Genomic DNA, 23318 nt, shown 5'->3' with positions numbered 1-23318 from the left:
CGGTATCTTTACCGCCCAGAGGGCGGCGTTACAAACAGTTTTGCGTAAGTCCTAAAATCTTAATACCAACAATTCTAATAGCAATGTAAAATAGTAATAAAATAGAGGTTTGTCTATGAGTTATAATTCTCCAGAAGAATACATCGAGGCCATGCGAACTATTTTGAATAGCGGCGATTTTGCAGGAGCACAGCAGCTATCATTTAAAGCACTTGAGCATTACCCCGATCATGCTGAAATTAAGAAGATCGCTCGTATTTTAGCACCATCAGTAGTTAGAGTCATTAAAGAGCCTCGCGATCCTAATATCTGGCTCAATCAAGACTGGATCAAGCAGAACCGAATGCAATATCGAGGAAACTGGGTAGCGCTTAAGAATGGTCAATTATTGGCGATTGGAAAAAATGTTGACGAATTAGTGGAGCAGGTAGGTGATATAAAGGAAAAACGTATATTTGTAACAGCGATTTATTAATGACACTGTTTTTTCCAAACGGGGATAATTTTGCCACTGGTGCTAGTCCTTACGAGTATCGTCCCGCGACTGAAAGCGAAACTACAAATCGGATCGTTTTATCAGTAGAAATTGAAGGGAGGCTTACTGAGGCTGTGGTCGATACGGGTGCACCTTACGTAATCTGGTCGCCACGACTTGCCCGACGTGCTGGTTTCACTCCTGCTGATACTTTTGAAAGGACAACAATGCTAGTTAGAGGTATGCGTTTAGAAGGGGGTTTTATTCGCGTAACTATTAACTTACTTGGAAAAGAGGGTGAGAGTTTATCTGTAGATGCTACTGCTTTCATTCCTGATTTAGAGGAATATTGGGGTGATTTTCCTTCTTTCTTAGGTTTAACTGGATTTTTAGAAAGAATCCGATTTGCAGCAGATCCAAATACAGATACTTTCTACTTTGGCCCACTGTAAAAAAACGCTCCCACCTTATTTACATCCTAAAGAATCGCGAGTAGCAACACCAGTTTTAGAATTAACACCAACGGCTTTTTTACACAATTCTTTAACTTGAAAACCATCAAGAATTGCATCTGTAAAGTCCGCACCAGCAATATTTACATCATCAAAAGTCGATCTCAGTAAAATTGCTTCCAAGAAAACAGTATCGCTTAAATCAGCATTAGTAAAATTTACCTGATCTGCCATTGCGTAAGCTAAATCTGCACCGTGTAAATTAGCTTTCACCATCACAGAAGCACTCATAATTGCCCCCCGTAAATCGGCATTACTAAAATTACTTAACTCCATGTTAGCATTAGAAAATTCAGCGGCTCGCAGCATTTGACCCGAAAAGTCGCGGCGCGTGAGTTCAGCATTGCTATAAGATAAGGGAGGAGCGTAATATTTAGATTGAGCTTGGGCTGGTAGCGACCAAATTAGAAGAAAGAGTGCGATCGCGAATACAGCTAGTTTCCGAAGTATCATAAGTCTGTTTTCCTTGCAAGTAGATATTTGAGTAGTGTATGCCGAACTCAGATCAACGGCAAAAACGGGTAAAATCATCAATAGTAATGATGAACTTCTAAAAAGCTATGCTAAATTTTGCTTTAACTTGGCTAGTTGCAGCCGTTTCACTGGTAATTACTGCCAATATCGTACCAGGTATTGCGATTAGTAGTTTTCCTGCTGCTTTAGTGGCTGCGGTTCTGGTCGGTTTCGTCAATGCGATTGTGAGACCGATTATCACACTTTTGACACTACCTCTGACAATTATTACTCTGGGTTTGTTTTTGTTGGTAGTGAATGCGATCTCGCTTTCCCTGGCGGGATGGTTGGCGGGAGTGTTCGATATTGGCTTTAAGGTTAGCGGTTTCTGGCCTGCATTTTTCGGTGCGATCGTCCTATCTTTTGTTTCTGGATTGATCGGCAATTTTGTTAATGTGGATAGGACTGGGATCGAATAAACCTTACGGATTCAAACAGTTAGTCAGTGCGATCGCTTTATTCTGTTTCTGCTGAGGCGATCGCAACTGTCACCGCACCCCCCCTAGACCCCTGTTTACAATCGGAACGGAAGATTTGTTTAGGAACTATAAGGGGATTTTTTGAACCGCAGAGGAACGCAGATAAATGTAGATGATGATTACATATCTGCTTGTATCTGTATTCCTCTGCGGTTGATAATTCTAGGTTAATTGTAGCACAAATAGCCGCTGCTTCTGCTACACTGGAAACACCAATTGATTCGGAAACAATTGTCGAAGGATTTGGCACTTGAATTAAGTTTAAAATCTCAGCAGAGAAGGTTTTTAATGGCCAGTTTCGCCCTTGGCAAAGTTCGATCAATCCGACTTCATTACCCTTAGTATCAATAGTAGCAATACCTGCGATCGCACCTTCTGCCAAATCATAATTGCGGCATACTTGCGTGATAGCAGATTCTATCACTTCTCTGGAAGTTCCGCCTTGACAACCTATTCCTACCCATAAAACTCTAGGATACCATTTCATGTAAAATTGGTATAACAACTAACAACCAATATTTACGATTAAGAATCAGATAAGATTTGCAAACGAATTGTCCGCTCTCCATCTCCCAAACCTACTTCGATCACTTCCCCAGAAATGCTATCCAAGCAACTTAAAAGTAATCGCAAATTAGGGGTACTTGCACCAGTATCAACGTATAACCGATCTGCCAAACCGCTTAAACGTTTCCAAACTGTATAAAGTTTAGCCACAGTTTGCTCCAATTGAGCCGCTTGTTTTACAACATCAGCCGCCGTATTTAAACATCCTATTCGCAAAGCTTCCTCTAAAGCCATTTCCATATCTAAATGCGACTGATTTAAAGCTTGAACTTGAGCCGCTGCATCCAAATATTTAGATAAACTTCGAGCATCAGAAGTTAACTGTTTAACAGTATCCACATCAGGATTTTCCGCTGCCTCTTTTTGAATTTCACTTTGATGAGATGGCGGCAATTTTTCCATTTCCCGAACTAAGGGAGCGAGAAAACGCGGCGGAAGAGAACCCGTCGAGGCTTTTTCTTTAACTTCATCGGGTAGCAATTCTGAGTTCATTGCTGTCCATTCATCAGTCAATTGTCGTACTTCGCGGCGAGTAATGCGATCGCCATTTGAGGCCGCATCCGTGACCATCTGCTGCACTTCTGGCGATGCTTTGGCTGTTTCGACAAATGCCCGTTTGCTGAAGTTTCTAATCGCATCTGTGCTTAAATGTCCCTGTTCGATCAGAGTATCGGCACTATTGGCTAATTCGATCAGGGAATAAGCTTGACTTTTACTGATTTCACGTTCTTTTAGCCAGTTTAAAAAGCCAGTACCGCGTCCTTCGCCGCCTTTTTTCTCGCGATCGCGCACAACCCGGAGAATGTGCCCCCGCCAGATATCTGTTTGCAGATCGAAGCGATCGCACACTTTCCAAGCATTGTCAAGCTGCTCTTGAAAATCAAACTCTGGAAGCTCTGAGTCTTCGGGATCTGGCAGTTGGAAGTTGAGATCGGTGAGGCCTTCGAGGGCTTCGGCTAGGTCGTTCGGTGTTTGGGGGACTTCAGACATTACAGAGAAATTGGGGAATGCGATCGAGATTATAAATTCTACCAGGCTTTACCCTGATTTTTTATTTAATTCTCCTTAACTCGCCTTCATCTGTACCCGATCGCTTTGTCTAACGGGAATCTCAATCACAAATTCTGCACCCCGATCTGGCTGCGAGAAACACTTCAAATCTCCGCCGTGCTTATCCACTACAATCTGATAGCTAATAGATAATCCCAAACCCGTACCTTCACCCACAGGTTTAGTTGTGAAAAAAGGACTAAACAACCGCTTTCTTACATCGCTAGTCATCCCAGGCCCATTATCTTTAATACATATTCTTACCCAATCACGATTCACCAGAGAAGTACAAATCGTAATCGTACTAGGCTCGTTTTTAATTTGCTCCTGGCTACGTTCTCGATCGTAGTAATTCAAGGCATCAATAGCATTGCTCAGCAAGTTCATAAATACCTGATTTAATTGAGATGTATAACATTCTACCTTTGGCAAATCTCCGTATTCTTGAATAATTTGAATAGGAGGACAATCCGGCTTAGGCTTGAGCCGACTCTGTAAAATCATTAGAGTGCTGTCAATTCCCTCGTGAATATCAACAGGTTTCATCTCAGCTTCATCAAGACGGGAAAAGTTCCGCAACGTCAGTACAATCTTACGGATACGTTCAGCCCCTACTGTCATCGAAGACAGCATTTTAGGGAGATCCTCTCTGATAAATTCTAGATCTATTTCCTCAATTAAAGCTTTAATTTCAAGGTGACTACGATCGTTATACTGCTCATAAATATTGATTAAATTTAATAGTTTATTAGTATACTCATTGACATAAGTTAGATTGCCATAGATAAAGTTAACAGGATTATTAATTTCGTGGGCAACACCGGCAACTAATTGTCCTAAGCTAGACATTTTCTCAGTCTGAATAAGCTGAGCTTGAGTATTTTGTAAATTTTGCAGTGCCATTTCTAATTGAATAGCTTTTTCTCGCTCCCGCGCCTCCGATTGCCGCAATTTCTCCTCTCTTTCTTGGCGAATGCGCTCATTTTCCTTTAGCTGTTGTACGTAGGACAATGTTTTGTTAATGGTAATTTCTAAATCCTGAAAATTTATCGGCTTAGTCAAAAAATCAAAAGCGCCGCCATTCATCGCCTTTCTAATATTTCCCAAGTCACCATAAGCCGATATCACTACTGTTTTGACTAGAGAAGCTATCTCATTAAGTTTTCCTAGCAAAGTTATACCATCCATAACTGGCATATTAATATCAGTCAGCACAATGTCTATATCCGGTTGTTCTTGTAACTTTGAAAGTGCTTCTATGCCATTAGATGCAAAAAAAACCTGGTATTCCTCCGCACGAATTTTTTTTCTAAATCTTTGGGAAATCAAAGATTCTAAATCTGGCTCGTCATCCACAAATAATATTTTAGCTGGCATATTACACTCTCAGTTGACAGTTGACAGTTGACAGTTGACAGTTGACAGTTGACAGTTAGCAGTTAGCAATTAGCAATTAGCAATTAGCAATTAGCAATTAGCAATTAGCAATTAGCAATTCCCAATCATATCCCATTGTAATCACTCCAAACTCATTATTTTATTTTTGAGAAGTTCAAAATTCACAGGCTTAGTAATATAGTCATCAGCCCCATAAGCCATTGCAGTTTTGTGATTGTTCTCATCTCCATAAGCGGTAATCATAAAAACTTTTAGATCAGAAAACTTTTCTTTGATAATTCTGAGCAATTCTAGCCCATTCATTCCCGGCATATTAATATCCGACAAAATCAAGACTATCGACGCTTCTTTATGGTTTTCTAAATAGTCTAATGCCGCCTCTGCTGACAGGGCAAAATGAAATTGAATTTGCCCTGCTTTGAGTTCTTTTCTAAATCTTTGCTTGAACAAAGACTGAACATCTTCCTCGTCGTCTACAACCATTACTTTCATTTTTTTTACTCCTTAATTTCAGGTATCTTTTTTGGCAATGTGATGATAAACTCTGTGTAATTTCCTATTTCTGTTTCGATTTTTAGTTCGCCGCGATGTTGCTGAACGACAACATCTTGACTAATAGAAAGACCTAGACCAGTACCTTCCCCCGCTGGCTTTGTCGTAAAAAAAGGATTGAAAATTTTATCAAGTACCTCTGGCGTTATACCTGGGCCATTATCGCGAATGCGAATTTCAATCATGCCGTCCAGATTTCGAGTTTTCACATCAAGTATAGGTGAAAATCCTTCCCCTATTTCTTGTTTCTTTTTATGGACTGCATAGCAAGCATTGCTAATAATGTTAAGAAAAACCCTAGCTATGTCTTGTGGTACGACATCTAATTTGCCAATATTATTGTCATAATCGGTTTCTATGGTAATCTTAAAAGCAGTTTCCTTAGCTCGCATCCCGTGATAAGCTAAATTGATATATTCAGTCAACAAACTATTGATATCTGTGGGTTCCCAATGGCCGCTTTGTCCCCTCGAATGCAGCAGCATATTACCAACTATTTTGTCGGCTCTTTGACCATGTTGATTAATCTTTTTAAGATTTTCTTTGATGTCGGTTAATAGCTCGGCAATATATTCATTGGTTTCTGGTTCTAATCGTTCTGCTTGATTTCCCAATTCTTCAAACAATTCTTCGGTTAATTCCGCAGAAACTTCTGAGAAATTATTGACAAAGTTTAAGGGGTTTCTGATTTCGTGGGCAATTCCGGCGGTTAAACTGCCCAGAGAAGCTAATTTTTCTTGGACAATAATCTGATTTTGCATAGCTCTGAGATTTTCTTCAATCCGCTGGCGCTCTTCAATTTCATTCTCCAATTGTTCTACAGTATGAGTGAGTGCAGATGTCCGCTCGGAGACTTTGATTTCTAGTTCCTCATTAGCTTTTTGTAATGCTTCCTCGGCTTCCTTGCGATCGCTAATATCACGCAGAATCACCACATATTCTTGCAGATCTCGATTCGTTTGTGAAGCATTTTGAGAGAAGCGATCGGAGATAGTAACTTCCAGGATGCGCGAGTCTCTATCAGGTAGTTTGAGAGTTTGTTCGCTACGACTAAGCCAATGCTCTGGTCGATCTGCTAATTCCAGCAGTAATTTGTTCAGGTAAGATCCAATTAGCCCAGTAGCATCTGCTTGAAATAAACCCTCGGCGGCTGGATTAGTTTGCCGAATTATACCATTTTCATCCACTACTAAAATAGCGTCTATAGCAACGACAAATAGTTGTTCCGCCGCCTCCCGTGCTTCATCCATTGCTACGACTTGAGGTAAACTTGTGTAGCAGGCGATCGCCACCCCAACAAATGCCACACCCTGAATCAGCACTAACAATAAATTAGAATTAACGCTGGCTACCGCATTTAATTTCAGGCCAAAAACCCAACCGATAGCAACCGCACTACAAACCAGCAAAATTAGCACTAACACCTGTAGTGCCACAAAATCTTTAATCGGATTTTTAGGTCTTTGTCCGTAGAGTTTAATCCACCACGCGGCATGAAATGGTGCAAAGGGAATGCGACGCATCGCGGCATCCACCGCCAAAATCAGCAGCGGAAACAGCGCCCCAATCAGCACATCTTGCCAACCCCAAGCCCAACCTCCAACCAGCAAAACCGACACTTCCACCAGCAAAAAACCTCCCGACAACCAAGGCCACCGCACTTCCGATCTGCCCCGACGCACCCACAGCCCAAGATGGACTGCCATAATCGAAATCAGATAGCCAGTACCCGTTACCACGACAATTCGGGCGATATCTCCCCAAATTAAACAGATTAGACTTAATACCAAACCAAATAATAGACCAGGACTGAAAACCCCTCGCGGGGATACAACCCCAAAGACAGGGGAAATGTGTCCGTCTTGAGCGAGTTGATATAGGATACGGGGGCAATTAGCAACTGCTGTGGCGCAACTGAGAAGTCCCCCTGAAACGAGGAGGAAAGTAACAAAAACCGAGGCTGACGAACCCCAGAAGGGCGTGGAAGCTTCTACCAGATTCAAAAAGGCATCGCCGCTACTAGCTGTCGAATCAGCCAGACGCACTAACACCCAGGAGTTACCGACATATATCGCCGGAATTAGAAAAGCAGCGAATTTGAGAAACTCCAACGTTTTAGCGGGGCGCTTACTTTCAGCCACAAAGGAGGAAGTGGTTTCGCAGGCATAGACGGCGTAGGTAGCGAAGAAGTACCATTTTGCCCAGTCTACAAAGGATAGGGATGGCAAACTAGAGGGAAAAAAGCCGGGGCTATTGGCAGAGAAGGCTAACCAGCCCAAACCTTGCACGCCAAAGGCCAAGAGGAAACCAATGGCTGGGACAATAAAACATAAATGTAGGATTCCCAAGGCGCGGGTGCCACTCAAAGCGACAATAAACCCGATAGCTGTGAAGCCAATTTTCAGCGGTGTCTCTGGACAGTAAATCCCTACTGCTTCCAGGTTGGCTTTAATTAGTTGGGCGATAACCATGCCATTAACTGGCGGTGCGGCCATCCAGGTAAAGAAGTACGCGATCGCCGCATAGCGTCCCAAAAGTGGATATCTTTTCAGCAGCTTGGTGGTGTAGTTGGGCGTTCCTCCTACTATGTCTGACCAATGTTCGCCAAGGCGTTTTACCTGTAGATTCAGCATCATGCCGACGATCGCGCAAGGCATCCACACCCAGATGTATGATGACCCCAGGGCTGCCAGCATTGCCGGTGCTGTACTGAACCATCCTATATGACCTGTCATACCGAATCCCCAGGTTTCGAGATAACTTAGGCTTCGGGGCAGACGCATTAACCGCCTATTAAAATTTTCTCTTGGGGAAGACTGGATTTGTTCTGAATAGTAGCCATTTTCTGGCTGGTTTTGGATGCCTGTCGCCATCAATTTTACCTATTATTTTTTGGTTTTTGCAGTAGCCACCCCGATGTTCCGATTTATAGAAGTCAACTTTTTTCCCTTAAGTATTTTTGCTAGTTTTACAGATTTTTGCCTGGTCGGCTTTTTAAATTATTTAAACATGAAAATCCATTTCAGTCAGTGTTCAAGATTACATTATTTTGGACTTACGCACCATGAGTGCAGTAACGCCGCCCTCTGGGCGGTGACTTTACCGCCAAGATGGCGGCGTTACCAACAGTATTGAGTTACAATCAGTTATGTTTCCACAGAGTTAGCAAAATGCTGAATATTACTAAGAGTTATGTGGTTGACGAAAATCAGCAACCTATTGCCGTCCAAATTCCCATTGCTGAATTTGAACGCCTTGAAAAAATCTTGAGAATCCTCAATTGGAAAGAAATTGAAGCGGATTATGATTGGATTAACAGCGACTTGGGGCGCTTGGGAGAACATGAACCCTACGAATGGGAAGCGGGAGAATTAGGGTCTGGTAAGCCTGTAAAATATATTGAAGGAGTCGGATTAGTAATACTTGACGAATGACAATTACTTCATTATATTTTGGGGATATTGTAACCGCGCAATTCCCCGAACAAAACCCTAGAGGCCGCGAACAGGAAGGCTATCGACCTGCTATTGTAGTCGGATTGCCAACTACTTTGGGAGTACCTCGTTTTGAGGTGGTAATAGTGGTGCCGATAACAACAGATAGAGGGCAAAGATGGGCGAATGTTTCCCCTGATTTGTATCCGCGATTGCCGGCTGGAATAGCGGGATTGCGGAAATCTTCTATTGCGTTGTTGGATCAAGTTCAGATTTTAGATATAATGCGAATTTCCGAGTATTGGGGGCGTTTAACACCTGAACAATGCGAACCAATTTTGAACGGTCTTCACAGGATAATCGGGCCTTGATTATTGAGGTTTATGGTGAAATGGGATTGTTTTTTATAATGCGATCGCCCTTCCATTTAAACCTTCCTATCACCTAAATTATCCACCAAATAAAGCACCTATCAGCCAGCCAATTATCGCCACACTCAAGGAAATTATCAATAACATTATTAATAATAATCCCCCTAATATTCCACCGACAAACCACCAGTTAACAGTTGTCCCAGTCTGAGGGGAACCTAAATGATCCTCTAGTAATTCTAAGTTTTTCATATTAGATTTCCAAGCCACATCAAACAAGTCTCCTACTACTGGAACAGAACCCGCAAAAGTATCTATAATAATATTAGAAACCATTTGCACCAATTTTTCCTGTGACACTCCCATTTGAGCAGCTATTATTATCATATAAGCTGAGAAAACCATTGCTACAAAATCGCCGCCTCCGGGTACAAGTCCTAAGATCGGATCGATTCCAATGCGATAAGATGTGCCAGGGATACCAATTGCATTATCAAGTAAATGGCTAATTTGCCGAATCCGCCGCAAATTAGCAACGTGGGATTTGTTAGTGGGAGTAACGGGAGAAGGTTTCATCGGAGGCATATTAATTAAGAGAGTTTTGAGTTGTGATTTTATAACAGATTTTACGATTATCAGTCTGTACCAATTACTAATTATGTCCTTCTACTTAACAGTTAACAACTAACCATTAACAATAAAAAAATTAACCCCCTGAATTTTCAGGGGGAAAGAAGCGATCGCACAGGCGATAGGAGTGGATTTCCTATCGCCTTTCGATTACGGCTTCGCTTCAGTAAAGTCAGCGTCAATCACATCATCAGGGGCCGATCCGCCACCAGTTGCGCCACCACCAGGAGCTCCAGGGCCACCAGGGCCACCAGGGCCGCCAGGGCCACCATCACCACCAGCTTGCTGATACAGACTACTGCTAACAGCGTAGAAAGCTTGTTGCAATTCGGTTGTCAGCGTCTTGATCTGATCGTCATCTTCCTTGGCGATCGCATCTCGCAAATCCTTAATCAAACCTTCAATCTTCGTCTTCTCAGCAGCAGGAACTTTCTCACCAAGTTCAGCTAACTGCTTCTCGATTTGATAAGCTAAAGAGTCAGCTTGATTCTTGCGATCGATCCGTTCGCGACGTTCCTTATCAGCAGTAGCATTCGCCTCCGCTTCCTTCACCATCCGCTCAACTTCATTACCTGGTAAAGTAGAAGCACCAGTAATGCTAATCGACTGTTCCTTACCAGTACCCTTATCCTTAGCAGCCACATTCAAAATACCGTTAGCATCGATATCAAATGTCACCTCAATTTGAGGTACGCCACGAGGTGCAGGAGGAATGCCATCTAAGCGGAAAGTTCCCAAACTCTTGTTGTCATTAGACATTTCCCGTTCGCCTTGCAGAACGTGAATTTCTACGTTAGTTTGGCCATCTACAGCAGTCGAGAAAGTTTCCGACTTCTTAGTAGGAATAGTGGTATTACGGGGAATAATCTTCGTCATCACACCGCCCAAAGTTTCCACACCCAGAGACAGCGGAGTAACGTCAAGCAACAAGATATCTTTGACTTCACCGGAAAGCACACCTGCTTGAATAGCAGCACCAACAGCCACCACTTCATCAGGGTTAACAGTTTGGTTAGGTTCCTTACCCAGAATCCGGCGCACCAGTTCTTGAACTGCGGGGATACGAGTAGAACCACCAACTAGAACAACTTCATCGATCGCAGCCTTATCTAACTTAGCGTCGCGGAGAGCATTTTCAACTGGGACGCGACTGCGATCAATTAAATCTGCACAAAGTTCTTCAAATTTGCCCCGCGTCAAGGTCATGTCCAAATGTTTTGGGCCATCTTGAGTCGCGGTAATAAATGGCAGGTTAATTTCAGCTTGAGTAACGCTAGAAAGCTCAATTTTCGCTTTCTCTGCCGCTTCAGTTAACCGTTGCAAAGCTTGTTTATCCTTGCGGAGGTCAATACCTTCTGCTTTTTGAAATTCTGCGGCGATATAATCAACAATTTTCTTATCGAAGTCATCACCACCTAAGTGAGTATCCCCAGAAGTTGCCAATACTTCAAATACGCCGTCGCCAACTTCCAGCACTGATACGTCAAACGTACCGCCGCCTAAGTCAAATACAAGGATAGTTTCATTGCTCTTTTTATCTAAACCGTAAGCTAGAGCGGCCGCTGTCGGTTCGTTGATAATCCGCAGCACTTCAATCCCAGCAATGCGGCCAGCATCTTTGGTAGCTTGACGCTGAGAGTCATTGAAGTAAGCAGGGACAGTAATTACAGCTTGGGTGACAGTTTCGCCCAGGTATTTGCTAGCATCTTCTACGAGTTTGCGAAGCACTTGAGCAGAAATTTCTTCTGGGGAAAGTTGCTTACCGCGTGCGGGAATGTCTAGCTTCAGGCTATTACCGACGTTGAGGACTTTGTAGGAAACCTCAGTGGTTTCGTGGGTTACTTCGTCAACCCGACGACCAATAAACCGCTTGACAGAGTAAAAAGTGTTTTCAGGGTTCATCACCGCTTGACGCTTGGCGATTTGTCCCACTAGCTGATCGCCATTTTTGGCATAGGCAACTACAGAAGGTGTTGTGCGACCCCCCTCGGCGTTGGCAATGACGGTGGGTTTACCGCCTTCCATAACTGCGACGCAGGAGTTAGTCGTACCTAAGTCAATTCCAACTACTTTTCCCATAGGGGTGTTCCGGCTCCAATCACTACAAAAATTTTGGCTATCTATCTACCCGATTTACGGGTGGTTTGGGACTGCAACTTTCACCCTGTGGGGCGTGTTGGCAGTTAGTCCAGCTTAAATACAGTCTTAGATAGGTGACATATCTATATACTGTGGGCGTTTCGAGCTTTGATGAAGGTGTGTTTACCGAACCTAGACAGGGACGGTTAGACTACTTACTGGCTGCTTTCGCCACAGCTCTTAGACTGTTGAATGTTTACTCTTACTAATGTAAGGCGAGCGATCGCTTTGAGCATGGAGGCAAACCGTATCTGTCTGGTTGTATTTGCCGTCGTAGCTGAAGAAGGAAAAGGGAAGACGGAAGAGGGAAGAGGACTATTTGTAGCGCCGCCGTCTCGGCGGTATCCCACAAAAATCGCCAAAGCTTTCTAAACTAGAAGAAATATTGAGACAAAGAGAGTTTTATGACTGAGCAAGCAAACGCTCGCGACTTATTTCGCGCTGCCTACGAACATCGATACACTTGGGACTCAAAATTTCCCGGTTATAGTGCTGATGTCGAACTCAAGCAAAATGATGAAATCTACACCGGTCATATCTCGATCAAACCAGACATGACCGTAGAAGTCAGCGGTATCGATGACGAAGAAGTGCAGCAAAGCGTTTACACCCAACTCCGGGACATCGTAACCCACCGCAAACGGGGATCTTTTGAGAAATCTCACGGCAACAATAGCTTTACTTTAGGCGAAGCCGATAGCGATGGAGCTGTGGAAATTTTGGTTAAAGGTGACTCGATGGGGTCTAACTATAAAATCCGAGGTCTTTTGATTTCCCAAGTTAGCCGAGTTATGGGTCGCATGGCCTTTGTGATTGATACTCACGAAAGCTTAGAAACACCAGAAGGCTCTCTAGCTAGCCGCTACGATGCCATCTTCCGCAACCCTCAGACAGGAGATATCCTCAAAGAACTTGAGTTTCACGACACCTTTGAGAAAATTGGCGACTACTACGTGATGACGAAACAGGTGATTCACGCTAAAGAAAATGGCCAAGCGACAACAACTGAGTTTAACTACTCTAACGTCAAATTATTAGAACCAGCCCTTGTTTAGTCTGGTTTTGACCCGCAAACCCCTGGGCTGATTCATTTTCCTTGAACCCGCCAGGGGTTTTAATACCAATTCTCCAAAGTTATGCAGCAGTAAAGGCAGGTGGTTGATTGTATGAAGTTAACTCAATAATGTAGATTGGTATTAATAATCTGGAGAATTGGTATAACAAAAAGCTGGCAATCATCCTTTGAAACGATCGCCAACATTATTGCTAAATTTGCTTAAACACTGTCAATAATTGCCGTCTTTGAGCCTGCCATTAGCGGCGGCAAACATTCTACAGGAAATTAACCTGGTGGGGTAGACAATATTGAGAATGATTCACTCCTTAGTCTTTTTTACCAGTAATATTTTCGACAACATTCTTCACTTGTTCCTCAAAAGAGGTAGCGTTAGTATTTGAAGCATTTTTCATCTTGTCCATATCAGCATCGCCTTGAATTTCATTAGGCCCCTGACTGGCTTTTTCTTGAGTTTCTTCTAAGCCCATAGGTTGCTTCAGAACTGCCTTTTGTGCTTCCTTTTCGATTCCTAAAAGTTTATCTTCACCTTGGGTGGGGTTGCTGCTAGCGGCAAAAGCAGGGAAACCATTAAATACAAAGAGCATGGCGCAAATACAAAAGACTGCCAAGGTACGAACTAGACGTTGGACAGGGAAGTTGAATGTGATAGATGACATACAAAGATTCTCCATATTTTATTAGAGGTTTACATTGGTAGATCGTTAACAGGTTTAGATTTAACTAAATCCCGAACAATTTTTATCTCAATCTTGGTCAGATCGAAAGATACAATCTACTTGTAGCCCACAACTTTGAGCTGATCTATTTGTAACCAATAAAGCCCAGAAGAGAAATCCTCCCAAGGGAATATTTAGTGTTTCCCCCGCAATAGGTAGCTATTAAGAGGTTTATATCTACTTAGATCGATCGCAGAATAGAGTTAAAATCAGGCAATTGATTATTAGCGAGCATACTATTAACCCAACTAGCGGCAGCTAATCCAGAATGCAAAGCTCCTTCTATTTGATTTCCCCCGCACCAATCGCCAGCACAAACTAGCGGAAGTAGAGTCATCGCAGGTAGACAAGATATAGATAAAGGATGTTGACAAAAAGCATAGCGCCAGCGATGAACTTGCAACCATTCTGGAGTGGAAAGCCAAGGTATTAGATATTCTGCTGCACGCTCTAGTAAATGTTTACCAACAAGCTCTAAATCAGGAGATTCTAAATAATTTTCTGCAAAAGTAGGGCTACTTTGAACAACAAATACGGGCTGTTGGGAGTGTTGGCGCTTGCTGCTATCTAAGCCAATCCAAGCTAAATGTGAATCGGCGGGAAAACTAATAGCTTTCCAGGTTGGATTTAGCATAGCTAAATCTTGCTGTCGTTCAGTTGGATAACCTGCCATGACTGTTATGCAGGGGTCGTAATCGATAGAGTGCAATCTGTCAATAAACTCTGAGGGTAAATCTTTTGTTTCCGCCAGCAGCATCAAAGCTTGGGGTGCTGGAATTGCAACAACAACAGCCTTAGCCGTTAATTCTTGGGGATGTTCATTTTCGCCTACGGCTTCGAGGGTAAGATGCCAAGTTTTGCTCTTTGTGGGAGTGATAGCTATGGCGCGGCGGCTATACCAAATTTCGAGATTATTGGCCAAAAATTTGCCGATGGAGTTCATTCCTGCTGGAGGCGCGTAACGATTTTGGGATGGGGAGGATGGGGGAGATGGGGAGGATGGGGAATATTTAGCTACCGCCTCTCCACTCTCTGTTGTCCCAAATTCATAAACGGTGTCAGTCCAAAACTGGAGGAGGTCGCGATCGCGCATAATCTCAATAAGCTGCTGTACCATTTCCCCTTGGCGTTCCAGATAACGAGCGCCATGATCCGCTCTAGTGCCGTGTAAACGGCGAGTAGCGACTCGTCCTCCCGCGCCGCGAGATTTCTCAATTACGGCGACAGAATAGCCAGCTTGACGCAACTGTTGAGCGCAAATCAGCCCCGCCATACCTGCCCCAATCACGGCAATATCAAATACAGCTAATCGAGCGTCCATTTTTAGAGGCGGCATAAGATGAACTACCAAAGTAGAATAAGGGACAGCAATAATCTGTGGGTAATGGAGGGCGTAAATCTTGGACGAACTGAGAGCAGCACTGGAATTGGCAACAGAGGAGGAATTGCAGCAGCTAACAGAACTTCTGTTCAGCCGCAGGTTTAACCCTTTAGATTATGTGCATACTCCTGCACCGATAGACGTACAGAGTCGCGATCGCGAAGCTTGGTTAGATGCCATAGAACAGCGATTTCGCTACCTAGCAGCGGATGGGTTAACAGTATTGCGGGGTCGCACCCACCAAGTCACTTATCGGCAAGCTCTGATTCAAGTTTGCCGCTATATCAAAATTCCTTACTCCAAAAAGCTTTCGACAACAGAGTTAGAGGAAGAAGTGTTTCTGTTTTTGATGGGAAGGGCCTGGAAACGCCTACCACAATCAGAACAGGAAGTTTTGACAATGCGGGTACAGCGATCGCTAAAAGAGTCCAAACTCTCTGAACCGCTGCCAATTTCAGTACAGAAAGACCCCTTGGCTTTACTTGTCAAAGGCGGCAGTGCTTTAGCAGTGAACTCTATACTCAAACAGGTGATTTTACAACACATGGCTCGTCAGTTTGCGCTGCACTTTGCCACTTATCAAATGGCAAAAGAAGCCGCGATCGCAGGTGGAGCAGCCGCAGCAACCCAGTTTCAGAATTATATGGCAATTCAGGCAGCTCGCCAAGGCATGACCGCAAGTGCCGCCCGTTATGGAGCCGCTAGAAGTGTCTTTGCATTGTTGGGGCCTGTAATGTGGACTTGGTTTTTCGCAGATTTAGGATGGCGCTCTATTTCTACTAACTATGGTCGCATTATTCCTACTATCTTTGCCTTAGCTCAAATTCGCCTCACCCGTTCAGAATATGCCTGGGAAACAGCATGACAATTAAAAGTTAAAAATTAAAAATTAAAAATTGAGGAATCGCAGTTTTTAATTTTTAATTTAACTAGGAAGTTAACGGTTAACAGTTAACGGTTAACAGTTAACAAATTTATAAATTCAATGCGAGTGAAATTGAAATTATGACTGCGGAACGCCGCTGGCAGAATGCTTGGAATTATGCACAGTTAGGGCTGCTAATTTTCCCCTTAATTCCTATTCTAGGAGCTTTGGGCATTTTCTTAGGGTTAATAGTCACTTGGAAACAAAAGTTTCGCCAAATTATCCGCAGTCCCATCAATCAAGGACTCGCTATTCTTAGTATTTGGCTAATTATTACTGCTAGTTTTGCCCACAACCGTTTAGAGGCTTTTTTAGGATTAGGAAATTTTTTTCCCTTCTTTATATTCTTTGCAGGATTTAGTACGTTAATTCAAACTCCATCTCAATTAAGGCGTTTGTCTTGGATTATAGTAATTACATCAATCCCAGTAGTAATTTTAGGCTTGGGACAGCTATTTTTAAATTGGACTACTCCCATTCAATTACAAGGAATTTCAGGCTGGGTTTTGGAACTAAAAGGTAATCCGCCCGGAAGGATGTCTTCTGTATTTATGTACGCTAATATCCTAGCTTGCTATCTAACAATTGTTTTTATCCTTGGGCTAGGATTATGCTTTGAAGAAGGAAGAAGGAAGAAGGAAGAAGGAAGAAGGAAGAAGGAAGAGGGAAAAGAGAAGACTGATTTATCATTCCTAAATTCAGAATCAAACCCAGTAACTAATTACCAATCAACAATCACCAATTACCAATCACCAATTACCAATTACCAATTACCATTTCTAAGTATCGCAGTAATTGGAAATGCTTTGGCTTTAATCTTAACTAATTCCCGCAATGCTTGGGGACTAGCTATTTTAGCAAGTCTGGCTTTTGCACTTTACCTAGGTTGGCGAACTTTAGTAGCACTTGTTGTTAGTACAACTGGGGGGATTTTGTGGTCAGCATTTGGGCCGGAACCAGTAAGAAAATGGCTGCGAGAGATTGTTCCCTATTTTATTTGGGGAAGACTCACAGACCAAATGTATCAAAATCGTCCTGTAGCTACACTGCGAAAAACTCAGTGGGAATTTGCTTTGAATATGACTCAGCAACGTCCTTGGACTGGTTGGGGTCTGAGAAATTTTACACCTCTTTATGAAGCACAAATGCACAGATGGCTAGGTCATCCTCACAATTTATTTCTGATGTTAACTGCTGAAACTGGCATTCCCTCAACAATTTTTTTATGTGGTTTAGTAGGTTGGATTTTTGCTCAAGGAATCTTGTTATTAGTCAAATCTCCCTTAGCAAAGAATGAAAGTTATTTGAGTGGAGATATGCAGTCACACTTTCCAATATTAGCAGAGCAAGATAGAATAATTTTCTTTAGTTATCTTACCGCTTTTGCAGCTTGTACACTCTTTAATACTGTAGATGTAACATTGTTTGATTTACGAGTAAATGCTATAGGTTGGTTGCTATTAGCGGCTATTTGCGGCCAAGTTAATCGCGGTAACTCTATATCAGGCAAATTAGCAAAATAGATAATAGGGTAGTCTTAGTAACGACATATTTAGGGGAGAAAAGCCTTTATTGACATTGGATATTCCCATTGTATGCCTTTTGACAATCCCATCAATAAAGCGATCGCGTTTTTCCCTTCTCTCTAAAAACTAAAAACGCGATCGCGTTTCCCCTATCTCTCTCAAGAACTCGAAAGCATTCTCTATAACTAACTCACAGCACCCATCCTACTACTTACCTACCAACTGGCGAAACTTTTTCTTGAACTTATTCTTATAAACATAAAAAGTTCGCTGCAAATCCTCAGACTTCAAAGCCATTTCCGCCTCCAAACCAGTCCTTCCCCAAGCATCCTCCTGACACTTACGCCGACAGAAATTCATTGGTTCCGAGTAAACTTCAGAAGTAGAAAGAGTAGGCTTCGGGCCACACCAGTGAATCACAGTGGCGGCCAAATCCCCTCCGGGCCCCGCCGCCTCAATTGGAAAGCGTTTTCTTAGCAAATTCTGGTCAAAATCCGGCACTAACAATTGCATATCTATATTCTGCACCCGCGCTCTACCTTCTTGAGACGCACGGGAAATCATAAAGTTCAAAAACCCCATCTCTCCATACTTAAATATATTTGGATATTGAGAAATGAAATCCAAAATTTCTACATACTCATCCAAGCTAAAAATCCCTCGCTTCGCAAAGAAAGTACCAGTACAGAAATAACGAGATCGGTAATCTTGCCAGCGAAAATCTGGGAAGTTCTTCTCAATCCCCGGAATATCAAAGAAAAACTTAGAAATATCCGCATCTGAGTAATTAGCCTCAGTCTGGTCAATCACAAATTCAAAATTATTAAAATCGGCAAACTGAAGAATATCTCCCCATACTATTGTATCCGCATCCAATACCAAAAAATTCGACCAAGGACTTTCCCAAAACGCAATCATTTTAGTTTTTCCCCAGCCAAAACTTCTCTTTCTCAAAAGTTCGCTCGATACATTATCATGATTGATAACACGCACTCCATAGGATTTTTCTAGGGGTGCAACTGAAAACGAGCCATCAATCAGCAAACAAATCGGAACATCTCCCAAGAAATACCGGATGCTGGCACAGCAACCTTTAGCAAAAAGATAATCTTGGTCGCAACAGGCGATAATAATACCAAAGTCTTCCATACATACCTCACGATTTTACTAATTTCCAAAACAATATTTTCTGGGTTTCCCCCAAGTCAACAGCCTCGATCTTATACTTACCTTCTTGCTCAAGTCTAGAGCGCAGTTTGTCAGGGTTTCCATATATAAACACATCGCTAAAATCGGTGACGATTTTAACACTCGTTTGTTCCTGTGCTAATTTAATTTTACTTGGTATTGGGGAATCTGGCTGAAACAATTGCATACTTACTTTGGGTGCGAATAGATGACTCATCGATAGTATTTGACCCAGGGAAATATTAGATGTATCGCTAAGCACAAGCGGTTTTTGGGTTTCATTAACTATGCGAGCAATTTGGGGATTTTGTCTTCCTGATTCCTTATTCCACCAATTATCAGCTTGCAGGCTCAGTGCAGAGGAAAGCAAGCCGCTCCCTAACAGTAGAATAGTAATTACTCTCCATAATTGCGGTTTCCAGCCTTTTGTAGATGGGACGGTAATTTTAGTTACTAAAAGATAAGCAACAGCGATTTCAATCCCCATGTAAGTCGGAAACAAATATCGGCTCTTAGTTGATATTATACTTAGATCTATTAGATCTACTAGCATTACTGGCAGAGCGCAAGAGCCGATCAATATCGCTACAAATAGCCAAACTCGTTTTGGAGTCTGGCAGCCTAGGAAATAAAGCGCATATCCTATGAGGATCAATAAAATAATTTTCTCTACTGTTAAAGGAATTAAATATATTAAAGGAGATTTAGATGTAAAACCAAAATCAATAAAAATACGACCAATATTTCCAGCCCAATTATTTATCAATGACAGCCTTTCCGTCCCTAATTCTGACCAATTAGTTGCCACTGATGCTGCCGATTTATTGGTAATTAAAGTGACCAACCAAGGGAGGAAAGTAATTAGAGCTGCAACAGATGCTATTGCCCAAGCAATTACTCTCTTCGTTAGGTGAAAATTAGCATCAATAAATACATAAATACCGTTACCAATTGCTACTAGACCAGTAAATAAATGAGTATACAGTCCTAGAGCTAAACTTGTCGCATACATACTCCAACTCAGCTTAGTTTGAAGTCGTAAAGCTCGTAGGAGTGAAGCACTGGTTAACAAAATTATTACTGCCCACAAACTATAGGGACGTGCTTCTTGAGCGTATAGCAAATGGAAGGGAGAAACAGCAACGAATCCAACTGCCAACCATCCTATTTTTGGAGTGGAAAATAATTCTTGGCACAGCCAATAGAGGCAAGGAAAGGCTAGCAAACTGATCGAAGCTGATAAACTTCTTGTACTGGTGGGAGAGCTACCAAATATTTCCACCCAAAATCGGGTAATTATAAAATATAGTGGGGGGAGTTGAGGTTCTTCAACTGCGAGACCCCTAATCGTATCTGTAAGGTGTTTTGCTGAATTAGGTTGCTGATATTGCATTAAATCTTTGGCCGCAATTATGCGACCGTCAGCTACTTGACTCAACACTTCTGCTTCAGTATAGCCAGACACTCGTAGAGAAGTAAAAACTTCATCATACCAATAAAATTTATTGCCAAGATTGCTGAAACGAAAACATATACCTATTACTAATAAAACAATAATGAAAAACTGCAATTGGCTCTTCATAATCATTAGGAAACATCACTTTTTAACAGCATAGCACAAATAACATTGGCTGCAAGTTAAAGCGTAAGAGGTTCTAAGTTGTCAAAAAAACCGCAGATTGGCCTCGAAAGCCAAACTAATTCCCGCCGATCCGACTTCCTTCTTCCTTCTTCTTAGCTCACCTTGACCCCTAGCGCGATCGCCCCCATGCCTTAAGCCTACTTTTTAGATCGAGCATCGACCTCAAATCTTGCAGAATCCTAGCAGGTGCAGACAGCAAAGCAACCCTAGCCTGGATTCAGATCGTTGACTTAAAAAAAAATCATGTTAGAATACGCAGTTATGAGTCAGGGTATATGTGCGGAAGTCTAAAAAATAGGCGATCGCACCAGGGAGTATCAGTCACGCAACGCAAAGGAGGCAAGCAAAACGCGGCTAGCTACTCAAGAAAAACCCTGTCAAAACCCTGTCAATTGGTGGAAATTAAATTTTCTCCCTTTCTCCCCGAAAAAAGGAGAGAATATTCCCTAGGTTGCTGTCAGCTTTAAGCTCAGGTTAAAAAGCTTGACACAGTTACCTTCCAGGTAGTAAAAGAATATTATCAATTCAAGCAAGAAACAAGACAACCTAACAGTTGGAACTTGCTTCTAAATTAGATGTTGAGTGTGAGGGCGTGAGGAATAATGAATAAAACTTTTTGGAATTTATTACTAGCATCTCCAGCAATGTTGGGGATGTCTTCAATCATCTGTGCCGCAGCGCTCGCGCAAGAAGCGCCCACAAAGCCTGAAAGCAGCCAGGTAGCAACAGCTCAGGCTTCTGAGTCAACGGTTGCCGAATCAATCGCCACCCCAGAAACGCTGACCCTAAACACCAGCGCTTCCCCGGCAGAGGAAATAGCCGCAGTTACCCCCCTAGAGCCTCAAACCCAAGGACAAAAAGAGTCAAGCACTAACGCGCAGACTCTTGGGAGCGACATCAAATCAATTCCAGACGTGGCTACCACCACGCCACTAAGTACCCCTACCTCCCTGGAAATCAGCACCGCACCCCAAGCATCTGACCTCCAGTTAAATCAGCCAATTCAGGTAGCTCCGGCAACTATAGCACCCGCAGCCTTCCCTGAACCAATAGCTCAAGTCCCCGCCGCTGCGCCAACTTCCACAATGGGCGGCCCCATCCTACCGGCAGCGCCCTCAGCGCAGCCCAGCGCTCAAGCCTCTGGGTCATCAAACGGCATGGCCCAGGTCACATCCGTCTCCCAGTTGTCTGACGTACAGCCTACAGACTGGGCATTCCAAGCCTTGCAATCCCTAGTTGAGCGATACGGTTGTATCGCAGGTTATCCCGACGGCACATTTAGAGGCAACCGAGCATTAACTCGCTATGAATTTGCCGCTGGATTAAACGCTTGCTTAGACCAGATTACTAGACTGATCGGTGGAGCTACCGCCAACTTTGTCACCAAAGAAGACTTAGCCGTACTGCAACGTCTGCAAGAAGAATTTGCCTCGGAACTCGCTACCTTACGAGGACGGGTGGACGCGCTAGAAGCACGGACAACTGAACTCGAAGCCAATCAGTTCTCCACCACTACCAAGCTGAGAGGAGAAGCTATTTTTGCCATCAGCGATACCTACGGTGATGCTGCATATCAAAACGACGACAACACCAACACCAACTTTGGGTATCGGGTGCGGCTCAACTTCAACACCAGCTTTACTGGTCAAGACTTGTTGACAACCCGCTTGCAAGCTCTAAACGTTGCCCAATACCAGCAAAATGGCGCTGCCAATACCAACATGGCCCGCTTAGCCTTTGACGGGGGGGGGACTAACAACTTTACACTCGACAAATTAGTGTACCGTTTTCCCGCAGGTCGCGCTACAGTCTACCTCGGCCCGAAAGGACTTGCCCTTGATGATGTTGCCAGCGCGGTCACTCCTTTCAACGATAGCGGTAACGGTGCTCTCTCCCGATTCGCACAACGCAACCCTGCCGTGTTTAGGGGCCCTGACGGTGCTGGAGCTGGTCTGAGATATGCTTTCAGCAAAGGTTTGCGAGCTGAGTTTGGCTACTTAGCCTCTGACGGCGATGCTCCTAATCCTCAAGAAGGTAGAGGCATTGCCACTGGTTCCTACAGCGCTATTGCTCAGCTAGTCTTCTCCCTAGGGTCAAACTTCGATCTGGGTCTAGCTTACGCCCATAAATACTCCAGAGCTGGCGATGTCAACGTCATGGGTGGTACGGGTAGTACCTTAGCTAACAGGCCCTTTGGTCAAGATCCTACTTCCTCAGACAACTTTGCAGCTCAGTTTAACTGGAAGCCTAGCACCCGCTTTAATCTGGGCGGTTGGTTCGGCTACACCCGCGCTAACCAACACCGGGGCGGCGATGGTGAAGCCACAATCATGAACGCAGCTATTACCCTCGCATTCCCAGATTTAGGTCGCCGAGGCAACTTATTAGGTTTTGTGGTGGGTGTACCGCCAAAAGTTACCGATAGCGATGGCCGAGAAGACGATGAAACTTCTTTGCACATCGAAGGTTTCTATCGTTTCCAAGTCAACGATTTTATCTCGATTACTCCCGGTGTTTTTGTGATTACCAATTCGGATCACAATGAAAATAATGACACGATTTTCGTAGGTCTCCTGCGGACTACGTTTACTTTCTAGGTATCAGCAGCATCTAACTGCACCTAAAAAAGCGGCGGGAAACTGCCGCTTTTTTATTGAGCTTTCGGGATTCACAGTTATATCATGTCCGGCAAATTACTTACTATCTGTCATTGCGAGCCAAGCGAAGCAATCGCCTAGTCTC

Annotated in this window: 22 protein-coding genes; 10 read left to right on the top strand and 12 right to left on the bottom strand. The window is 43.3% G+C overall.

Translation table 11 applies throughout. The annotated features are described in order from the left end of the window. Positions 1–115 precede the first annotated feature (115 nt). On the top strand, positions 116–475 hold the full coding sequence (locus tag PY364_RS15230) for a hypothetical protein (protein WP_275523764.1): 360 nt from the start codon (positions 116–118) through the stop codon (positions 473–475). Continuing rightward, the gene (locus PY364_RS15225) at positions 475–927 is read left to right on the top strand and encodes an aspartyl protease family protein (RefSeq protein WP_275523762.1); all 453 of its coding nucleotides are present in this window, start codon (positions 475–477) and stop codon (positions 925–927) included. The genes PY364_RS15230 and PY364_RS15225 overlap by 1 nt, the downstream gene beginning before the upstream one ends. A 15-nt stretch (positions 928–942) precedes the next feature. Here the strand turns inward: PY364_RS15225 and PY364_RS15220 are convergent, their stop codons facing one another. After that, positions 943–1440, bottom strand: a complete 498-nt coding sequence (locus tag PY364_RS15220; RefSeq protein ID WP_275523761.1) for a pentapeptide repeat-containing protein — start codon at positions 1438–1440, stop codon at positions 943–945. Between the two features lie 107 nt (positions 1441–1547). Here PY364_RS15220 and PY364_RS15215 point away from each other — a divergent pair, with 107 nt between their 5' ends. Further along, positions 1548–1919: a phage holin family protein gene (locus tag PY364_RS15215; RefSeq protein ID WP_275523760.1), complete on the top strand. Its 372-nt coding sequence runs from the start codon at positions 1548–1550 to the stop codon at positions 1917–1919. Positions 1920–1956: 37 nt separating this feature from the next. Here the strand turns inward: PY364_RS15215 and PY364_RS15210 are convergent, their stop codons facing one another. The 5 genes from PY364_RS15210 to PY364_RS15190 all read right to left on the bottom strand — a co-directional run bounded on the left by PY364_RS15210 (position 1957) and on the right by PY364_RS15190 (position 8419). Next, entirely contained in the window at positions 1957–2466 is a 510-nt protein-coding gene (locus PY364_RS15210) for a cobalamin biosynthesis protein (RefSeq protein ID WP_275523758.1), read from the bottom strand. A gap of 38 nt (positions 2467–2504) precedes the next feature. Further along, a complete protein-coding gene (locus tag PY364_RS15205; RefSeq protein ID WP_275523757.1) occupies positions 2505–3536 on the bottom strand; it encodes a hypothetical protein in 1032 nt (343 codons plus the stop codon). A gap of 75 nt (positions 3537–3611) precedes the next feature. After that, positions 3612–4973, bottom strand: a complete 1362-nt coding sequence (locus PY364_RS15200) for an ATP-binding protein (protein WP_275523755.1) — start codon at positions 4971–4973, stop codon at positions 3612–3614. 141 nt (positions 4974–5114) lie between these two features. After that, the gene (locus PY364_RS15195; protein WP_275523753.1) at positions 5115–5486 is read right to left on the bottom strand and encodes a response regulator; all 372 of its coding nucleotides are present in this window, start codon (positions 5484–5486) and stop codon (positions 5115–5117) included. Positions 5487–5491: 5 nt separating this feature from the next. Further along, positions 5492–8419: an ATP-binding protein gene (locus PY364_RS15190; RefSeq protein WP_275523752.1), complete on the bottom strand. Its 2928-nt coding sequence runs from the start codon at positions 8417–8419 to the stop codon at positions 5492–5494. Between the two features lie 297 nt (positions 8420–8716). Here PY364_RS15190 and PY364_RS15185 point away from each other — a divergent pair, with 297 nt between their 5' ends. Both PY364_RS15185 and PY364_RS15180 read left to right on the top strand, forming a co-directional pair. Continuing rightward, positions 8717–8980: a hypothetical protein gene (locus PY364_RS15185; RefSeq protein WP_275523751.1), complete on the top strand. Its 264-nt coding sequence runs from the start codon at positions 8717–8719 to the stop codon at positions 8978–8980. Continuing rightward, entirely contained in the window at positions 8977–9351 is a 375-nt protein-coding gene (locus PY364_RS15180) for a type II toxin-antitoxin system PemK/MazF family toxin (protein ID WP_275523749.1), read from the top strand. Before PY364_RS15185 ends, PY364_RS15180 begins: the two co-directional genes overlap by 4 nt. Before the next feature lie 78 nt (positions 9352–9429). On the opposite strand, the gene PY364_RS15175 is transcribed toward PY364_RS15180, so the two are convergent. Together PY364_RS15175 and dnaK are read right to left on the bottom strand one after the other, a co-directional pair. Further along, on the bottom strand, positions 9430–9936 hold the full coding sequence (locus PY364_RS15175; RefSeq protein WP_275523747.1) for a DUF4112 domain-containing protein: 507 nt from the start codon (positions 9934–9936) through the stop codon (positions 9430–9432). 195 nt (positions 9937–10131) lie between these two features. After that, on the bottom strand, positions 10132–12060 hold the full coding sequence (dnaK, locus tag PY364_RS15170) for a molecular chaperone DnaK (RefSeq protein WP_275523745.1): 1929 nt from the start codon (positions 12058–12060) through the stop codon (positions 10132–10134). Positions 12061–12312: 252 nt separating this feature from the next. Here dnaK and PY364_RS15165 point away from each other — a divergent pair, with 252 nt between their 5' ends. Together PY364_RS15165 and PY364_RS15160 are read left to right on the top strand one after the other, a co-directional pair. After that, positions 12313–12492: a hypothetical protein gene (locus tag PY364_RS15165; RefSeq protein WP_275523743.1), complete on the top strand. Its 180-nt coding sequence runs from the start codon at positions 12313–12315 to the stop codon at positions 12490–12492. 32 nt (positions 12493–12524) lie between these two features. Then, positions 12525–13175 (top strand): DUF3386 domain-containing protein, encoded by a 651-nt coding sequence (locus tag PY364_RS15160; protein ID WP_275523741.1) that lies wholly within the window; start codon positions 12525–12527, stop codon positions 13173–13175. 328 nt (positions 13176–13503) lie between these two features. Here PY364_RS15160 and PY364_RS15155 read toward each other — a convergent pair whose 3' ends face one another. Continuing rightward, positions 13504–13854 carry a low temperature-induced protein gene (locus PY364_RS15155; protein WP_275523739.1) on the bottom strand — a complete coding sequence of 117 codons (351 nt, stop codon included), beginning with the start codon at positions 13852–13854 and terminating at the stop codon, positions 13504–13506. A 241-nt stretch (positions 13855–14095) separates the two neighbouring features. Beyond that, positions 14096–15250: an FAD-dependent oxidoreductase gene (locus PY364_RS15150; protein WP_275523737.1), complete on the bottom strand. Its 1155-nt coding sequence runs from the start codon at positions 15248–15250 to the stop codon at positions 14096–14098. A gap of 64 nt (positions 15251–15314) precedes the next feature. Here PY364_RS15150 and PY364_RS15145 point away from each other — a divergent pair, with 64 nt between their 5' ends. Both PY364_RS15145 and PY364_RS15140 read left to right on the top strand, forming a co-directional pair. Beyond that, positions 15315–16160, top strand: coding sequence for a hypothetical protein (locus PY364_RS15145; protein WP_275523735.1), 846 nt, complete (start codon positions 15315–15317; stop codon positions 16158–16160). Positions 16161–16300: 140 nt separating this feature from the next. Continuing rightward, complete coding sequence (locus PY364_RS15140) at positions 16301–17743, top strand: O-antigen ligase family protein (protein WP_275523732.1); 1443 nt, start codon at positions 16301–16303, stop codon at positions 17741–17743. Between the two features lie 210 nt (positions 17744–17953). Here PY364_RS15140 and PY364_RS15135 read toward each other — a convergent pair whose 3' ends face one another. After that, complete coding sequence (locus PY364_RS15135; RefSeq protein ID WP_275523731.1) at positions 17954–18895, bottom strand: hypothetical protein; 942 nt, start codon at positions 18893–18895, stop codon at positions 17954–17956. Positions 18896–18902: 7 nt separating this feature from the next. Continuing rightward, positions 18903–20522, bottom strand: coding sequence for a glycosyltransferase family 39 protein (locus PY364_RS15130; RefSeq protein ID WP_275523729.1), 1620 nt, complete (start codon positions 20520–20522; stop codon positions 18903–18905). Between the two features lie 656 nt (positions 20523–21178). Here PY364_RS15130 and PY364_RS15125 point away from each other — a divergent pair. Then, positions 21179–23173, top strand: coding sequence for an iron uptake porin (locus PY364_RS15125; protein ID WP_275523727.1), 1995 nt, complete (start codon positions 21179–21181; stop codon positions 23171–23173). Positions 23174–23318 lie beyond the last annotated feature (145 nt).

The sequence above is a fragment of the Kamptonema sp. UHCC 0994 genome, assembly GCF_029167235.1.
Classification (GTDB): Bacteria; Cyanobacteriota; Cyanobacteriia; order Cyanobacteriales; family Microcoleaceae; genus Kamptonema.
Note: the sequence above shows the minus strand (reverse complement) of the source record. Positions and strands in the feature narration are given on the sequence as shown.

Excerpts from the sequence above, each read along its gene's own strand:
- PY364_RS15210 (WP_275523758.1), bottom strand. The coding sequence starts at position 2,466 with ATGAAATGGTATCCTAGAGTTTTATGGGTAGGAATAGGTTGTCAAGGC.
- PY364_RS15155 (WP_275523739.1), bottom strand. The coding sequence starts at position 13,854 with ATGTCATCTATCACATTCAACTTCCCTGTCCAACGTCTAGTTCGTACC.
- dnaK (WP_275523745.1), bottom strand. The coding sequence starts at position 12,060 with ATGGGAAAAGTAGTTGGAATTGACTTAGGTACGACTAACTCCTGCGTC.
- PY364_RS15220 (WP_275523761.1), bottom strand. The coding sequence starts at position 1,440 with ATGATACTTCGGAAACTAGCTGTATTCGCGATCGCACTCTTTCTTCTA.
- PY364_RS15125 (WP_275523727.1), top strand. The coding sequence starts at position 21,179 with ATGAATAAAACTTTTTGGAATTTATTACTAGCATCTCCAGCAATGTTG.
- PY364_RS15200 (WP_275523755.1), bottom strand. The coding sequence starts at position 4,973 with ATGCCAGCTAAAATATTATTTGTGGATGACGAGCCAGATTTAGAATCT.
- PY364_RS15175 (WP_275523747.1), bottom strand. The coding sequence starts at position 9,936 with ATGCCTCCGATGAAACCTTCTCCCGTTACTCCCACTAACAAATCCCAC.
- PY364_RS15230 (WP_275523764.1), top strand. The coding sequence starts at position 116 with ATGAGTTATAATTCTCCAGAAGAATACATCGAGGCCATGCGAACTATT.
- PY364_RS15180 (WP_275523749.1), top strand. The coding sequence starts at position 8,977 with ATGACAATTACTTCATTATATTTTGGGGATATTGTAACCGCGCAATTC.
- PY364_RS15165 (WP_275523743.1), top strand. The coding sequence starts at position 12,313 with ATGTTTACTCTTACTAATGTAAGGCGAGCGATCGCTTTGAGCATGGAG.
- PY364_RS15205 (WP_275523757.1), bottom strand. The coding sequence starts at position 3,536 with ATGTCTGAAGTCCCCCAAACACCGAACGACCTAGCCGAAGCCCTCGAA.
- PY364_RS15150 (WP_275523737.1), bottom strand. The coding sequence starts at position 15,250 with ATGCCGCCTCTAAAAATGGACGCTCGATTAGCTGTATTTGATATTGCC.
- PY364_RS15195 (WP_275523753.1), bottom strand. The coding sequence starts at position 5,486 with ATGAAAGTAATGGTTGTAGACGACGAGGAAGATGTTCAGTCTTTGTTC.
- PY364_RS15190 (WP_275523752.1), bottom strand. The coding sequence starts at position 8,419 with ATGGCGACAGGCATCCAAAACCAGCCAGAAAATGGCTACTATTCAGAA.
- PY364_RS15215 (WP_275523760.1), top strand. The coding sequence starts at position 1,548 with ATGCTAAATTTTGCTTTAACTTGGCTAGTTGCAGCCGTTTCACTGGTA.
- PY364_RS15130 (WP_275523729.1), bottom strand. The coding sequence starts at position 20,522 with ATGATTATGAAGAGCCAATTGCAGTTTTTCATTATTGTTTTATTAGTA.
- PY364_RS15225 (WP_275523762.1), top strand. The coding sequence starts at position 475 with ATGACACTGTTTTTTCCAAACGGGGATAATTTTGCCACTGGTGCTAGT.
- PY364_RS15140 (WP_275523732.1), top strand. The coding sequence starts at position 16,301 with ATGACTGCGGAACGCCGCTGGCAGAATGCTTGGAATTATGCACAGTTA.
- PY364_RS15135 (WP_275523731.1), bottom strand. The coding sequence starts at position 18,895 with ATGGAAGACTTTGGTATTATTATCGCCTGTTGCGACCAAGATTATCTT.
- PY364_RS15160 (WP_275523741.1), top strand. The coding sequence starts at position 12,525 with ATGACTGAGCAAGCAAACGCTCGCGACTTATTTCGCGCTGCCTACGAA.
- PY364_RS15185 (WP_275523751.1), top strand. The coding sequence starts at position 8,717 with ATGCTGAATATTACTAAGAGTTATGTGGTTGACGAAAATCAGCAACCT.